This is a genomic window from Arthrobacter sp. D3-18, from assembly GCF_054408525.1.
Genome location: NZ_CP096440.1, coordinates 4,021,849 through 4,035,993, shown reverse-complemented (window position 1 = coordinate 4,035,993; position 14,145 = coordinate 4,021,849). Strand labels below are relative to the sequence as shown.

Genomic DNA, 14,145 nt, shown 5'->3' with positions numbered 1-14,145 from the left:
CATGATCCAGATGACCCCCACTGCACAGTCGCAGCCAGAAGTGGCCTACCAGTGGATGAAAAGCTACATCGCAGCGCTCCCTCGTGAGGAGGAAACCTTCCTCAACGAAGGAGTCCTGGCAAAGACCACCGGCACATCAAGGACACCTGTGCGTGAGGCCTTGCTTCGTCTTGAAGCCGAGGGTTTCGTTAAGCGCGTCCCCCACAAAGGCGCCTACGTCCCGCCGATCTCGGACCCCGATGTCCGGGCCATCCTGCAGGCCAGATCGGTAGTGGAAAAGTGGGCGGTCTCAGCCGTGGAGACCATGCCCGACTCCCAGATCGATGCCTTCCAGCGCATCATTGACCAGCAACAGGAAGCGCGGGAAGACCCTGCCCGCTTTATTGAGCTGGATACCGAATTCCACACCCTGATGGTCCGGGCGGGCGGCAATCCTGTGCTTGCCGAATTCTATGCTTCCCTTCGGCAGAAGCAGCTCCGGATCGGTGTCAAGGCAGTCAGCCAAGGCACCGATCGCGCCGGGGATGTCCTCCGCGAACACCAGTTGATTGTTGACGCCCTCCGCAGCCGAAGCCTCGACGCGGCCCACAAAGCCATTGATGCGCACCTGGACTCCACCCGCCTGGCGGTCATTGGCTACTAAGCCCTGCTAGTCCTCGCTGTGCAGCTCCCGCTGCCGTGCGCTCAGCAGCTCAAACTCAGGCCGGGCAGCCACGAACCGTTCAACGGCGTCGAGCACTTGCTGAAGGTGCGCGTGGTCGGCGGCCACCACAGCGGCACCCACCAGCGCTCGCCGATGTTGGTCCTGCATGCCCGTTTCAGCGGCTGACACCTCGAAGCGCCGCTTGAGCTCAGCCACGAGGGGCCGTACTAGCGAGCGCTTCTCCTTGAGGCTATGGACGTCGCCCAAGAGGACGTCGAACTCAATCCAGCCGATCCACATGGTTCATTATCGCTGCAGGAAAGTGAAACCAGGCTGCAGTTGCAGGCAGCATCGCATCTTGAGCCAATCTTGAGCAAAATTCGCATTCAGGTTGAGTAAGCCCCGGGACACTGAATTCAAAGGCCGGAGGGTGACCAGCTGAGGGGGTTGGACATGGAGCTCGATGCATTCTCGGTGAGGGTCGCGCTGGGTGTGGTCACAGTGACCCTCCTGGTGCTGTTCTGTACTTCATTCCACCGCACGCGCTCGCCGTATGCAGGCTGGTGGAGCCTGGCTCTGCTCGAGTTCATGGCGGGTAATGCCGCCTTCCTCCTCAACGGAACCCCCCACCAGCAATGGGCCAACCCCTTGGGCAACGTCCTGGTGGTGGCGGGCGCGTTCAGCGTGTGGGCCGGAGCGAAGACCCTCCGGGACCGGAAAGCCGCATCATGGCAACTGGCTTTTGGTCCGGCCGTCACTGCTATTGCATCCCTCCTGGAAAACCCGGGGAGCAACGTTTGGTCCGGAGGCTTCGTCTATCTGGCCATGATGACGTTGGGCATAGCGTTGGCCGCGTATGACCTCTGGTTTATCAAGTCTTCGCATTCGCAAGTCCACAAAGCCCTGTCCATCGCCGCCGGCCTGCTGGCCGCCTACTACCTGGGCCGCTGGATGGTTTATGCCCTCGAAGGTCCGGGCAGTTACACGTTCCGTACGTATTTTGGGGCCGGACCGTCAGCGCTGATATCGATGGTTCTTCTTGTCACAGTGTCCTTCAGCATGACGGCCCTGACCAGCGACCAACTCATCAAAGGCCTCCGGGAACGTGCCACCCGCGACCATCTGACGGGACTCCTCAATCGTGGAGCCTTCCTGGACCTCGCCACGACGGAGCTTGAGCGCCTTCACGCCACAGGCTCCGGCGCCGCCATCGTCCTGGCCGACCTGGACCACTTCAAAGCAGTCAACGACGAACATGGTCACGGGGCAGGGGATGTGGCCTTGCAGGCATTCGCTGACGCCTGCACGGCCTCGGTCAGGTCTACAGATTTCATTGGACGCTATGGAGGCGAAGAATTCGTCCTCTTCCTGCCGGGAGCTACGCAGGACCGGGCCGAGAACATCGCTACGGAAATCAGCCGCCGGATGGCAGCTCTTCCGACTCCAGAGGGCGTTGTGTTCCCCACCGTCAGCTACGGAGTCACGTCAAGCATTCCCGCTGCAGCCGACCTCAATTTCATGATCGAGGTAGCGGACGCAGCCCTTTACAGCGCGAAAGCGCAAGGAAGAAACAGGATTGTAGGAGCCGACCGCCTTGAGGCGGCCACTATCGCGGATGAGGCACGATCATGACCTTCAACGAACTCACCACCCGGATCCAGATCCAGCACACCCAGGAACTGTCCGCGTTCCGGCAAGGCATCACCAGCCCGCCCTACAAAGCTGGAACACCCACAATGCTGAACGCTGACCGGCGCTCAGTAAGGATGGGTCCCGTTCAGTCGGTGGAGGACAACAACGCAAACCTCACCATCGTGGCCGACGTCGAAGGCCTCGCCTGGTTCACTGCGGACAAGGGCCTCCTGGGCAGTTGCATCACAGTGTCCATCGCCGGCCACCGCAGGAACACCGGCACCCGCGTGCACCTCCCGCTCGCAGAATGCGACGCCTGGATTGAGGCGATCCTTGGCGGGGCGTGGATCACCCACGTGTACCGCGCCGGAAACAAGGTGGAGCCTGATGGCAGGCTGGACATTGCCTCATACCGGCTGTTCCTGGACGAACGCCGTAACCCCGTGGCCAAACCGCAGGCTGTCGCCGACTCCAGCCTGCGGCGCTTGGAAGAGTCGTGAGAGGCTCCAAGCCCCACAGGTTGATCCCCGCTGATTCACGGATCGAAAAACTGGAGCGGCACGTTCAGTCGCTGATGGAGGAGCTCCACCGAGCACGCTATGAACAGCGCCGCGAGGCCCTTACAGACGCGCTGACCGGGCTCGGCAACCGCCAAGCACTGGTGAATTCCTTCATTGAAGCCCAGGCAGCCGCGGCCAACGGGGCCGTCCCGCCGGCACTTCTCCTCCTGAACGTGGATGGGTTCAAGGCGCTGAAAAACTCCGCCGGCCATGCCGCGGCGGACCAGATTCTGGTCACCGTTGCCATGCGCATCCGCTCGGCCGTCCGGGAGAACGACGTCGTCACCCGCCTGGGTGGCGACGAATTCGCGGTGCTCTTGCCCGCCACCCCGCAAAGCCGGGCCGCCGCCGTCGGGAACCGCATCATGGCCGCGCTAGAGCCGAACATCGACCTCGGCAACAACAGCATCCGCTGCGGCGCAAGCCTTGGGCTGCGCACCGCTGAACCACATCACAGCATCGAGGACCTTCTGCAAGAGGCCGATCTGGCCATGGAAGAATCCAAAAACGAGGGCCGGAACAAGCTCAAAGTCTTCGATCCTTCCACCCTTCACGCGCGGCAACTCCAGCGGCAAATAGTGGGGGAACTCCGCGAAGCGATCCGTTCTGATCAATTGGTTCTCTTCTACCAGCCGATTGTGGAGCTCTCCACGGGCAGGATCGAAGGCTGCGAGGCTTTGGTCCGTTGGAACCACCCCCTTCATGGGCTGATCATGCCGGACCAGTTCATTCCCGTTGCGGAGGCCACTGGCCTGATCGCGGAACTGGGCAGGTGGGTCCTGCGGACGGCTGTGGGCCAGTTGCGACAGTGGCGGAATAATCCGGCCACCAAGCAGCACGATTTCTCCATGCGCATCAATGTTTCTGCCGCCGACCTTCAAAGCCTCGAGTTCGTGGACGACGTCGGTGAGGCTCTGGCCGAGGAGAGCCTGACCCCGGAATCACTGGTGCTGGAGCTCACCGAGAGCGCCATCATCCACAACAACGAGCTGGACCGATACACCTTGGCAAGCCTGCACAGGCTGGGAGTCGGACTCGAGATCGATGACTTCGGCGCCGGGTACTCGTCCATGGGCTACCTGCGGAAACTACCGGTGGACCGGGTAAAAGTAGACCGGCAATTCGTAAGGGACCTGGGCAAAGACCCTTCGCAACTCGGCTTCCTGGCCGCCATCCAGGAAGTCATCCGCTCCTGTGGCCTGGAGGGTGTTTGGGAGGGCATTGAGACCGCCGAACAAGCAGAGGCGCTCCGGAGTATTGGCTGCGCGAGCGGGCAAGGGTATTACTTCGGGCGGCCGTTGCCGGAAGCGGAGTTCACTGAGCAGTTGGCCAGGCAAGTGGTGTGGCCGGCTTAAACAGGAACGCGGGGCCACATAAGTGGCCCCGCGTTGTTTTGCCTGCTTCTAGCCGAAGTACTTCGGCAGAGTGGCTTCGTGTGCTTCGCGGAGAGCGTCCAGGGAGAGCTCATCCACGCCGTTGATCTCCAGCTTTCCGCCGGCAGCGTCAACAACGCCGATCCGGAGGTGGGCGAAGCCGCGGGCAGTACACATGTCTTTGAAGCGGACTTCCTCGGAGCGCGGCACGGACACGATGGCCCGGGCCTGCGACTCAGAGAAGAGGGCAGTGAACAGGTCCACTCCGTCACGCTCCATGAGTTCTTCAAGGGCGATGCGGGCGCCCACACCGTAGCGGAGCGAGGACTCAACCAGGGCAGCCGCGAGGCCACCTTCGGAGAGGTCGTGTGCTGCGTCAACCATGCCGTCACGTGAAGCGTTGATCAGGATCTCGCCCAATGCCCGCTCAGCTGCGAGGTCCACCTTGGGGGGCAAACCGCCAAGGTGTCCGCGGAGGTTGGACCATTCGGAACCGTCCAGCTCTGCTGCGGTGGTGCCCAGCAGGTAGATGGCCTGGCCGTCCTCACGCCAACCCGACGGCGTACGGCGGGCGACGTCGTCGAGCTTGCCCAGAACTGCCACCACGGGGGATGGGTGGATCGGCGTTGTGCCGGTCTGGTTGTAGAGCGAGACGTTGCCGCCGGTGACCGGGATGCCGAGTTCCATGCAGGCGTCCGAGAGGCCACGGATGGCTTCGGCGAGCTGCCACATAACATCCGGGTCCTCGGGGGAACCGAAGTTCAGGCAGTCGCTGACGGCCATCGGAACAGCGCCCGAGGTGGCAACGTTGCGGTAGGCCTCAGCCAACGCGAGCTGTGCACCCTGGTAAGGCTCCAGGTAGGTGTAGCGGCCGTTGGCGTCCGTTGCCAGGGCAACGCCCAAGCCTGTTTCTTCGTCAACGCGGACCACGCCGGCATCGTCCGGGTAGGCCATGGCAGTGTTGCCGCCAACGTAGCGGTCGTACTGCTTGGTGATCCAGTCCTTGCTGCACATGTTCGGTGATGCGACGAGCTCGGTGACGGCTGCAGCCAGCTCCGAGGGAGCCGACGGCCGGCCGGCGTCCTCAACAGATCCGGTGAAGGAGTTGGCCTGGACCGAGTCCTGCCACTCCGGGCGGGCGAACGGACGGTCGTAGACCGGCCCGTCGTGCGCAACGGTGCGGGGATCGACGTCGACGATTACTTCGCCTTCCCAGGTGATGATGAGGCGACCTGTATCGGTGACCTCACCCAACCAGGAGTACTCCACGGCCCACTTGTCCATAACAGCTTCGAAGGCTGCGATGTTTTCCGGGGTGACAACGGCCATCATGCGTTCCTGCGACTCGGACATGAGGATCTCGCCCGGGGTCAGCGTGGGATCGCGCAGCAGGACCGAGGTCAGTTCGACCTCCATGCCGCCGTCGCCGTTGGAAGCGAGCTCGGACGTGGCGCAGGAAATGCCTGCAGCGCCGAGATCCTGGATGCCTTCAACCAGGGAGCCCTTGAAGAGCTCCAGGCAGCACTCGATGAGGACCTTCTCAGCGAAAGGGTCACCCACCTGGACGGCCGGACGCTTGGAGGGCTTGGTGTCATCGAAGGACTCCGAGGCCAGCACCGAAGCGCCGCCGATGCCGTCGCCGCCCGTGCGCGCACCGAACAGGACAACCTTGTTGCCCTTGCCGGAGGCGTTGGCCAGGCGGATGTCCTCGTGGCGCATGACGCCCACGGCGAGTGCGTTCACCAGCGGGTTGCCCTGGTAGACGGAGTCGAACACCATTTCGCCGCCGATGTTCGGCAGGCCAAGGCAGTTGCCGTAGCCGCCGATGCCGGCAACGGCACCATGCATGACGCGGGCAGTATCCGGGTGGTCGATCGCGCCGAAACGCAACGGGTCCATCACGGCAACCGGGCGCGCACCCATGGAAATGATGTCGCGGACGATTCCGCCGATGCCGGTAGCGGCACCCTGGTAAGGCTCAACGAACGACGGCGAGTTGTGGGACTCGATCTTGAACGTCACGGCCCAGCCGTCGCCCAGGTTGGTGACGCCGGCGTTTTCGCCGATGCCAACCAGCATGTCCTTCTTCATTTCCTCGGTGACCTTCTCGCCGAACTGGCGGAGGTGGTTCTTGGAGGACTTGTAGGAGCAGTGCTCGCTCCACATAACCGAGTACATGGCCAACTCGGCGCCGGTGGGGCGGCGGCCGAGTACCTTGACGATCTCGTCGAACTCGTTCTGCTTCAGGCCCAGCTCAGCCCACGGGAGTTCCGTGTCCGGGGTCTTGGCAGCGTGTTCAACGGTGTCGATGTTGAACTTCTTGGTGGTTTCCGTGGTCACTTGTCGCCTCCCACAATCTTGGTCAAAACGGAGGTGAAGAAACCGAGGCCGTCGGTGTCGCGGGGAGCACCATCAAGGGACTCGGGGCCAAACCCGGTCTCGACGGCGTGCTCGGGGTGCGGCATGAGGCCCACCACGTTGCCGGCTGCGTTGGAGATACCGGCGATGTCACGGCGGGAGCCGTTCGGGTTGAAGCCAACGTAGCGGAACACCACACGGCCCTCAGCCTCAAGGGCATCCAGGGTTTTCTCGTCGGCGATGTACTGGCCGTCCTGGTTCTTCAACGGCACAATGATTTCCTGGCCGTCCGCGTAGTCCACGGTCCAAGCGGTGTTGGCGTTCTCCACTCGCAGCGTCTGGTCGCGGCAGATGAACTTCAGGTGGTCGTTCTTGATCATGGAACCGGGCAGCAGATGCGACTCAGTCAGGATCTGGAAACCATTGCAAATACCCAATACCGGGAGCTTTGCCTCGGAGTTGGCAGCATCGATGATCTTGGACATCAGCGGTGCGAAACGCGAAATGGCACCAGCGCGGAGGTAGTCACCGTAGGAGAAACCGCCGGGGATGATGACAGCGTTAACGTCGCCTAGTTCGGTATCTGCATGCCACAGTGAAACTGCTGTGCCACCCGCAAGCCGCACTGCACGGGCGGCGTCACGGTCGTCAAGGGTGCCGGGGAAGGTCACGACGCCGATCTTGGCGCCGGCCAAGCGGGGCTCCGCGGCGACGGCCACTGCCTCGCCAATCAGGGGAATCGACGTCATATCAGGCCTCGACGACCTCGACGTTGACAACATCCTCGATCACCGGGTTGGACAGGAGAGTCTCGGCAGCTTCGCGGGCCTGGGCCAGGATAGCGTCGGTCACCTCGCCGTCGACGGTCAGTTCGAAGCGCTTGCCCTGGCGGACTGCGCTGAAGCTGTTGAAGCCGAGGCGGGGCAGAGCACCCACGATGGCCTTCCCCTGGGGGTCCAGAATCTCGGGCTTGGGCATGACGTCAACGACGATCCGGGGCATCCGGTAACTCCTGTGCGTGAGTTGGGTGAACCTTAAATAAGGCTGCCGCGGAGGTGCCGTCTCACGCCGTTCAGCCACATCCAAACAGCGTTTTAGCACAGGGCTAAACACGTTGTGAACTGCAATGTTTGAACGGCATGGGGGCGCTCCGCGAGCTTGCACACCTATTCTACCGGGATCAAGGCACATACCCTATTCAGGCGGATTGCGCGAGGGCACCCCGCCGTGATGAAAGAAATCGCTGGCCGCGGTTGTCCGCCGTCACTAAGATTGCGGCATGGCTGAGAAACCGAAATCGATGGTGCTGGGCGTAGTGGCCGCAGCCGTTTTTGCAGGTCTGGGCCGGATGGTCATCCAGAAAATCATGGCGGACAGAGCCGCACGGGAGCATCGCGTCACCGCACCTTTGGACAAGGAAACGCGGGCCAGGATCAGTGACGCCCTACGCACTCCAAGTAAGTAGGACCTAACCTCCTAAGGGCCGATTTTCGCCGGAATGACGCGGATTAGGGCACATACAAATGCGCTATTCAAAGCGGTTAAATGTTGTGATTCCGGCGTAGTTTGGAAGGACACCAGGGGTTCAGCCCCCAGTACCTTTCAAGGGCCAGTACCTTTCAAGTGCCAGTACCTTTCAGGATCCACACCAGGAGGAACAATGACCGAACACATTGCCGAAGTATCCGCCTGTAGCGTTGGTACGTGCGGATTCAACCACAATGGTTGCACCGCATTCGGAATCACCATCGGTGGCAGCCAGGACCACGCTTCCTGCGCAACGTTCATTGACACCAATGCCATGGGCGGCCTTCCAAAGGTCCTCGCCCACGTAGGTGCTTGCCAGCGCTCCGAGTGCGTCCACAACAACAACCTCATGTGCGAGGCACACGATGTCAAGGTTGGTCCCGGCCGCGAAGCCGCCGACTGCCTGACGTACGAGCACGCCTGATAGTTCTCGCAAAAGCGGGCCTGACCTCCATGGAGGTCAGGCCCGCTTTTCCATGCGCTTACCCCTGTGCTAGCCGCCCTTGGGATTGTTCGCGTCCTGCAATTCCTGCTCTGCCACGGCCTGGATCAGTGCCAGGAGTTCGGGGTCCAGCCCCGGCGCAAACTCTTCCTTGCGCTCCGGCGACATGGTCATCGGGAAGCCGTCGGGCATGACATCGGTGGTTAGCTCGGTGCCATCGTTGGACGGGGAAGCTCCACGGAAAAGTTTGCCGGCTTCGCTCAAGTTGTCCGCGCTGAAGGTGTACTGGATGCTCTGCAGGCCCTTGTCCAAAAGCTTCTTGACTTCCGGGAACTGCTCAGCGTTGGTCTTCGGGATGGGAAGTACCTTGCCCCAGTTTACGCCCAGGCTTTCCAGTGCCTTGGCGTAAGCATTCTCGTGGGCCTGGTCTCGCACGATCAGGTACGCGATGGTGGAGCGGGCTGTCTTGTTCTCCGTCATTTCGTAAATGCGGCACTTCTGTAGCCTGCCGGTGGATTCCAGCATCAGGTTGTACAGCAGGTCCAGGACCAGGTTGCCGCTGTTGTAGACGTACGAACCGCTCCACGGGTTGCCGGCGGCATCCACGGGCAATGCGCCCTGTGCGCCCACCAGATAGTGGTGGATGTTGCTGTGGTCCAGTGCGATGTTCAATGGTGTGGCGCCCTTGGCTCCCGGCTCATCCACAGGGTCGGTCTTCTTGCCTTGATATCGCGGTGAGCCGTCAAGGAGCTGGGAAATGGTGGTTCCAATGAGTTCCACGTGGCTGATCTCTTCGGTTCCGATGCCCTGAAGGAGGTCCTTGTAGGGCTTGGAAGCGGGGTCGCCGCGGAAGTTCATGCTCTGGAACAGGTATTGCATCATGGTGCGCATCTCACCGAATTGTCCGCCGAGGCCTTCCTGGAGGGCGTTTGCTGCGGCGGGATCGGGCTCGTCAGCGGCGATTTCGTTGATGAGAAGTTGGGTGTGCAGGTACATTGCGATTCCTCACGTTGTTCATGCTCCGTGTTTGGGATGGAAACCCTCTGCTGGCCACCCCGGACCCACCCACCATAAGCATGCTTACTATTTGGAGGCAATGAAAATATCGATTTGATTGCCAGGCGTTAGCCTGCAACCTGGTTGGTCAGCGCTGACCCTTCCTTGAGCCCCGTGATGTTGGCCAGCACGAGCTTGGCGGCGCCCTTAGGGCGGTTACCCGCAACGTGGGGCGTGATGATCAGGTTCGGTGCGCCCCACAGTTTGGAGTCGGCGGGCAGCGGTTCTTCCTTGGTGACGTCGAGGGCGGCGACGCGCAGCCTGCCTTCTTCCAGTGCCGCGAGCAGGGCGTTCTCGTCCACGGTGGCGCCGCGCCCTACATTCACAAAGATGGCCGTATTCGGGAGGGCTTTGAGGATGTCTTCGTTCAGGGCATCCGCGGTTTCCGGGGTCGCCGGCAGGATCGAGACCAGGACGTCGGTGGTGCGCAGGACTTCCGGGAATTCGTCGTCCGCCACCACGGGGAAGCCATATCGCTCACCCTTGGAGCTCGCGACGCCGGTGACGTTCGCGCCCAAAGCGTCCAGCAGGGGAGCCAGCCGCCCCGCGATGGAACCGAAGCCCCAAACGGTGACGTTGGCGCCGTCGAGCGTGTAAAGCTGCTCAGTGTCGGGTGCGGACTGGGCGGCGTTATATGGCTGGTTCCAGGTGGAGCCTTTCTGGGACTCCATCAACTGATCCATGCGGCGCACCGCCGCCAAAATCAGGGCCAGAGCGTGTTCTGCCACGGGGCCGTCGTGAAGGGAGCGGCCGGAGGTGATGGCCACGTTGTCCCCAAAGCCCGCTGCCAGCACCGAATCCGGACCGGCTGCGAGCGTCTGAACCAGCCTGAGCTGGCGCATTTCCTTGGCTGCATCGGCCAGGTTGTCAGAGGTGTTCCGCCAAACCACCAGCACCTCCGCGTCGCGGTGCTCGCTGGGAATGGGCTTGTCCACCTGATACACGAAGGTCTCGTCCTCCAGTGCGGAGAGGTCCAATTTGATGGTGTCGGGGACAAGGATTTTCACAGCGGCTCCGTTGCGTAAGTGGCTGGGCGGTACGCACTTGAGGCTACCGCCGCACCCTTGGTTCTGTAATAAATCACCGCTTCCGTGACAAGACAAAAAACTTGAAATGTGCTGTATGTCATATTCGGCTATCACTAGGTACTCTGTGACTCGGCTGGTTGCGCGGCTTTGACAGGAACTGTCAAAGGTTCAACCAACTAAAAGTTGACAGGCCTGGGCGATGGAGCCCGGACCTCCCTCAGTGAAAGGTGCAACCACTCGTGAAATCACAAGGAAAGAGCTTCGTCAGAAGCGGGGGACTTCGAAAGGCTGCGGCGCTGGCCGTTGGCCTGCCGTTGCTGCTCTCGTCGATGGCGATGCCGGCCCGGGCCGCTCCCGCCCCGGAGACGCCAGGGAATGTTGCAGGCGTGGCCAAGAAGAACCTTGACCCCAGCGCCTACAAGGACGGCCGCTACATGGTGGTCCTGGCCGAAAAGCCTGCAGCGACGTACGACGGCGGCACGGCCGGGCTTGCTCCCACCAAGCCCGAAGAAGGCAAGAAGCTCGACGCCGACAGCGCCGAGGTGAAGGAATACCAGCAGCACCTGCAGCAGAAGCAACAGGAAGTTGCACAGCAGGAAAACGTCACCATCCAGCGTGACTTCACCACCGCTGTCAACGGCTTCAGTGCCAACCTGACGGCAGACCAGGCGATCAACCTTGCCAAGGACCCCAAGGTCCTCATGGTGGCACCGGATACGCAGTACGCTCCGGACTACTCCACCACCGACTTCCTCAAGCTCAGCGGTCCCAACGGAACCTGGGCTACCCAGTACGGCGGACAGGACAACGCCGGCAAGGGCACCGTTGTTGGCGTGATCGACACCGGTTACACCCCGTCCAACCCCTTCTTCGCGGGCGAGCCTGTTGGCCCGTTGGTGGGCAACGCCCAGGTAGGCGTCCCGTACCGTACCGCTGACGGCAAGATCGCAATGCTGAAGGCCGACGGCGATACTTTCGTCGGCGAATGCCAGCCCGGTACCGACACGGGTGCCGACTACGATGGCAGCGCCTGCAACTCCAAGGTTCTTAGCACCCACTACTTCGCTGACGCCTTCCTGGAAACCGTTCCGCCGGAAAACCGCGCTCCGGAAGAGGTCATTTCCCCCGTCGACGTGGACAGCCACGGCACCCACACAGCCAGCACGGCAGCGGGCAACGCCAATGTTGACGCTGTAGTGGATGGCCGCAGCTTCGGAACCACCAGCGGCATCGCACCCGCCGCCAAGCTCGCCGTCTACAAAGTCTGCTGGGAAGACACGGATCCTGCCACGGGTGGCTGCTACGGCTCCGCCTCTGTGGACGCGATCGAGCAGGCCATTCTGGACGGTGTGGATGTGCTGAACTACTCCATCTCGGGTTCAACCACGTCCACCACCGATCCCGTCTCGCTGGCCTTCCTGTCGGCAGCTTCCGCAGGGATCTTCGTGGCAACCTCGGCCGGCAACTCCGGACCGACCGCCAGCACGGTAAACCACGGAGCACCATGGCTGACCACGGTAGCCGCGACGTCCTTCTCGCAGGAGCTTCAGGGCACTGTTGAGTTCTCCGATGGCAGCAAGTTCCGCGGAGCGAGCATCATGAACCGTGAGGTGAGTGGGGCCGGCGTCGTGCTTTCCACCAACGCTGCAAGCGGTGAAGGCAACGCGGCGCTTTGTGCTCCGGGCTCGCTGGACCCGGCCAAGGTAGCCGGCAAGGTTGTTGTTTGTGACCGTGGTGTTGTTGACCGCACCGCCAAGAGCGCTGAGGTCCTTCGCGGCGGTGGCGTCGGCATGATCCTGGTGAACCTGACCGATTCATCCCTGGACACTGACAAGCACGTCATTCCCACCGTCCACGTGAACCCGCCCGCCACTCAGACCATCAAGGACAAGGTCACGGCCAACCCGGCCATCACCGTGTCCCTGCTGAACCGCGACACCACGGGCCTGCCCGCTGAGGCACAGCCGCAGATCGCAGGATTCTCCTCGCGTGGTCCGCTGCTTGCTACCGACTCAGACCTGTTGAAGCCTGACGTGTCCGCTCCCGGCGTCGCTATCCTCGCAGGTGTTTCGCCCATCGGAACCAGTGGAGATAACTTCGGTTTCCTCTCAGGAACGTCCATGGCTTCCCCGCACGTAGCCGGTTTCGGCGCCCTGATCCTGGCCAAGAACCCGCAGTGGTCCCCGGCCACCGTGAAGTCCGCCATGATGACCACCGCCGGTCCGGTCAAGCTGGCCAACGGCGCCATCAACAAGGATGTCTTCGCCACAGGCGCCGGACAGGTGGATCCGGCCAAGGTCCTCTCGCCGGGCCTGGTGTACGACGCCACCACCGAGGACTACCTGAAGTTCATCCAGGGCACAGGCATGGATCTGGGCATGGAAGGGCTGGGCACCACGCAGGCGCGGGACATGAACGTTCCCTCCTTCGCGCTGGGCAACCTCGCAGGCAAAGTGGAGGTCACCCGTACCCTGACTGCCCTGACTCCGGGAACGTACCGTGCATCGGCCAACGTTCCGGGTGTCAATGTCAAGGTCACACCGTCCGTGCTGACCTTTGGCGCTCCCGGTGAGAAAAAGACGTTCAAGGTGCAGTTCGAAAACAGGAATGGCGAACTTGGCAAGTTCGCCATGGGTTCGCTGAACTGGCAGGGTGCCAACAAGACCGTCACCTCGCCGATCGCCGTCCGGCCGCAGTCCGTCATCGCGGACAAGGCGCTGACGTTCACGGGAACAGGCCCCAACGGCTCCGGAACCATCAACATCACCTCCGGCACCAACCTGCCGGTAGGCGTCACCGTTGATGGCCTTTCCAAAGCGGATTCCTCGGCAGTCGAACTGGTCCCCGGCCCGTTCGCGGGCGAAACCAATGCGTCCAACTATGTGAAGAAGGTGACCGTTGGCGCGAACAGTGCGCTTGCCAAATTCTCGGTGATCTCTTCCAACGAGGCCGCGGACTTCGACATGCTGGTGGTTACCCCGTCAGGGCAGCAGCTGCCTGCCGCGACGGCGTCTGCCAGCGAAACCCTGTCCGTTCCCAACCCGGCGGCCGGCGACTACTACGTGTACGCCAACCTGTACGCGAGCCCCAACAACCTGCCCACCAAGGCCACTGTTGATGCCGCCGTCCTGGGTGCCAACCAGGGCAACGCCACCGTGACGCCGAATCCGATCCGCCTTGCCAACGGCAAGACGGGCCAGATCTCGCTGAACTGGAAGAACCTGGAGCCTGGCTCCTACATTGGTCGACTGACCTTCGCAGGAACCAGTGAGCCGAGCTTCGTCACCGTCCTGGTCAGCCCCGGCGGAACCGTAGTGGTTCCGGACGAGGAAGACCCCAAGAAGGACAAGAAAGACAAGAAGCACGGCGGCAAGATCCGCGCCGATGAGCCGACACAGAGCAACAACGCCGGCTAAGGATTTCTTGATTCAGTAACAGCAGTGGCCGGTGGGTTTCCCACCGGCCACTGCTGTTTCCGGTGATAGGTTCGATGCAGTTCCCACCAGATGAGTTCGCACCAGACGAT

Annotated in this window: 13 protein-coding genes; 7 read left to right on the top strand and 6 right to left on the bottom strand. The window is 62.1% G+C overall.

The genetic code is table 11. The features are described 5' to 3' along the window. The first annotated feature begins 1 nt into the window (after position 1). On the top strand, positions 2-643 hold the full coding sequence (locus tag M1D89_RS20865) for a GntR family transcriptional regulator (RefSeq protein ID WP_498646591.1): 642 nt from the start codon (positions 2-4) through the stop codon (positions 641-643). A 6-nt stretch (positions 644-649) separates the two neighbouring features. Here M1D89_RS20865 and M1D89_RS20860 read toward each other — a convergent pair whose 3' ends face one another. Next, positions 650-943, bottom strand: a complete 294-nt coding sequence (locus M1D89_RS20860; protein ID WP_091465163.1) for a DUF503 domain-containing protein — start codon at positions 941-943, stop codon at positions 650-652. Positions 944-1,096: 153 nt separating this feature from the next. On the opposite strand from M1D89_RS20860, the gene M1D89_RS20855 reads away from it, so the two are divergent. From M1D89_RS20855 to M1D89_RS20845, 3 genes are read left to right on the top strand one after another with little or no spacing between them, the layout of a single operon-like run. Then, on the top strand, positions 1,097-2,275 hold the full coding sequence (locus M1D89_RS20855) for a GGDEF domain-containing protein (protein ID WP_498646588.1): 1,179 nt from the start codon (positions 1,097-1,099) through the stop codon (positions 2,273-2,275). Next, a complete protein-coding gene (locus M1D89_RS20850; RefSeq protein ID WP_498646586.1) occupies positions 2,272-2,775 on the top strand; it encodes a hypothetical protein in 504 nt (167 codons plus the stop codon). Before M1D89_RS20855 ends, M1D89_RS20850 begins: the two co-directional genes overlap by 4 nt. Then, entirely contained in the window at positions 2,772-4,190 is a 1,419-nt protein-coding gene (locus tag M1D89_RS20845; protein WP_498646584.1) for a putative bifunctional diguanylate cyclase/phosphodiesterase, read from the top strand. Before M1D89_RS20850 ends, M1D89_RS20845 begins: the two co-directional genes overlap by 4 nt. A 48-nt stretch (positions 4,191-4,238) precedes the next feature. Here M1D89_RS20845 and purL read toward each other — a convergent pair whose 3' ends face one another. The 3 genes from purL to purS are packed head-to-tail and all read right to left on the bottom strand — an operon-like array spanning position 4,239 to position 7,568. Continuing rightward, positions 4,239-6,548: a phosphoribosylformylglycinamidine synthase subunit PurL gene (gene purL / locus M1D89_RS20840; RefSeq protein WP_091465170.1), complete on the bottom strand. Its 2,310-nt coding sequence runs from the start codon at positions 6,546-6,548 to the stop codon at positions 4,239-4,241. Beyond that, on the bottom strand, positions 6,545-7,315 hold the full coding sequence (gene purQ / locus M1D89_RS20835; protein ID WP_498646582.1) for a phosphoribosylformylglycinamidine synthase subunit PurQ: 771 nt from the start codon (positions 7,313-7,315) through the stop codon (positions 6,545-6,547). The genes purL and purQ overlap by 4 nt, the downstream gene beginning before the upstream one ends. A 1-nt stretch (position 7,316) precedes the next feature. Then, positions 7,317-7,568 (bottom strand): phosphoribosylformylglycinamidine synthase subunit PurS, encoded by a 252-nt coding sequence (purS, locus tag M1D89_RS20830; protein ID WP_011773385.1) that lies wholly within the window; start codon positions 7,566-7,568, stop codon positions 7,317-7,319. A gap of 277 nt (positions 7,569-7,845) precedes the next feature. Here purS and M1D89_RS20825 point away from each other — a divergent pair, with 277 nt between their 5' ends. Together M1D89_RS20825 and M1D89_RS20820 are read left to right on the top strand one after the other, a co-directional pair. Continuing rightward, positions 7,846-8,031, top strand: a complete 186-nt coding sequence (locus M1D89_RS20825) for a hypothetical protein (protein WP_017198376.1) — start codon at positions 7,846-7,848, stop codon at positions 8,029-8,031. A 195-nt stretch (positions 8,032-8,226) separates the two neighbouring features. Continuing rightward, a complete protein-coding gene (locus M1D89_RS20820; protein WP_017198375.1) occupies positions 8,227-8,517 on the top strand; it encodes a DUF1540 domain-containing protein in 291 nt (96 codons plus the stop codon). A 69-nt stretch (positions 8,518-8,586) separates the two neighbouring features. Here M1D89_RS20820 and M1D89_RS20815 read toward each other — a convergent pair whose 3' ends face one another. Together M1D89_RS20815 and M1D89_RS20810 are read right to left on the bottom strand one after the other, a co-directional pair. Next, on the bottom strand, positions 8,587-9,531 hold the full coding sequence (locus tag M1D89_RS20815) for a manganese catalase family protein (protein ID WP_402936665.1): 945 nt from the start codon (positions 9,529-9,531) through the stop codon (positions 8,587-8,589). A 128-nt stretch (positions 9,532-9,659) separates the two neighbouring features. After that, positions 9,660-10,598 (bottom strand): phosphoglycerate dehydrogenase, encoded by a 939-nt coding sequence (locus M1D89_RS20810; RefSeq protein WP_498646578.1) that lies wholly within the window; start codon positions 10,596-10,598, stop codon positions 9,660-9,662. Positions 10,599-10,858: 260 nt separating this feature from the next. Between M1D89_RS20810 and M1D89_RS20805 the strand changes: the two genes are divergently transcribed. Then, entirely contained in the window at positions 10,859-14,035 is a 3,177-nt protein-coding gene (locus tag M1D89_RS20805; RefSeq protein WP_498646576.1) for a S8 family serine peptidase, read from the top strand. Positions 14,036-14,145: the final 110 nt, after the last annotated feature.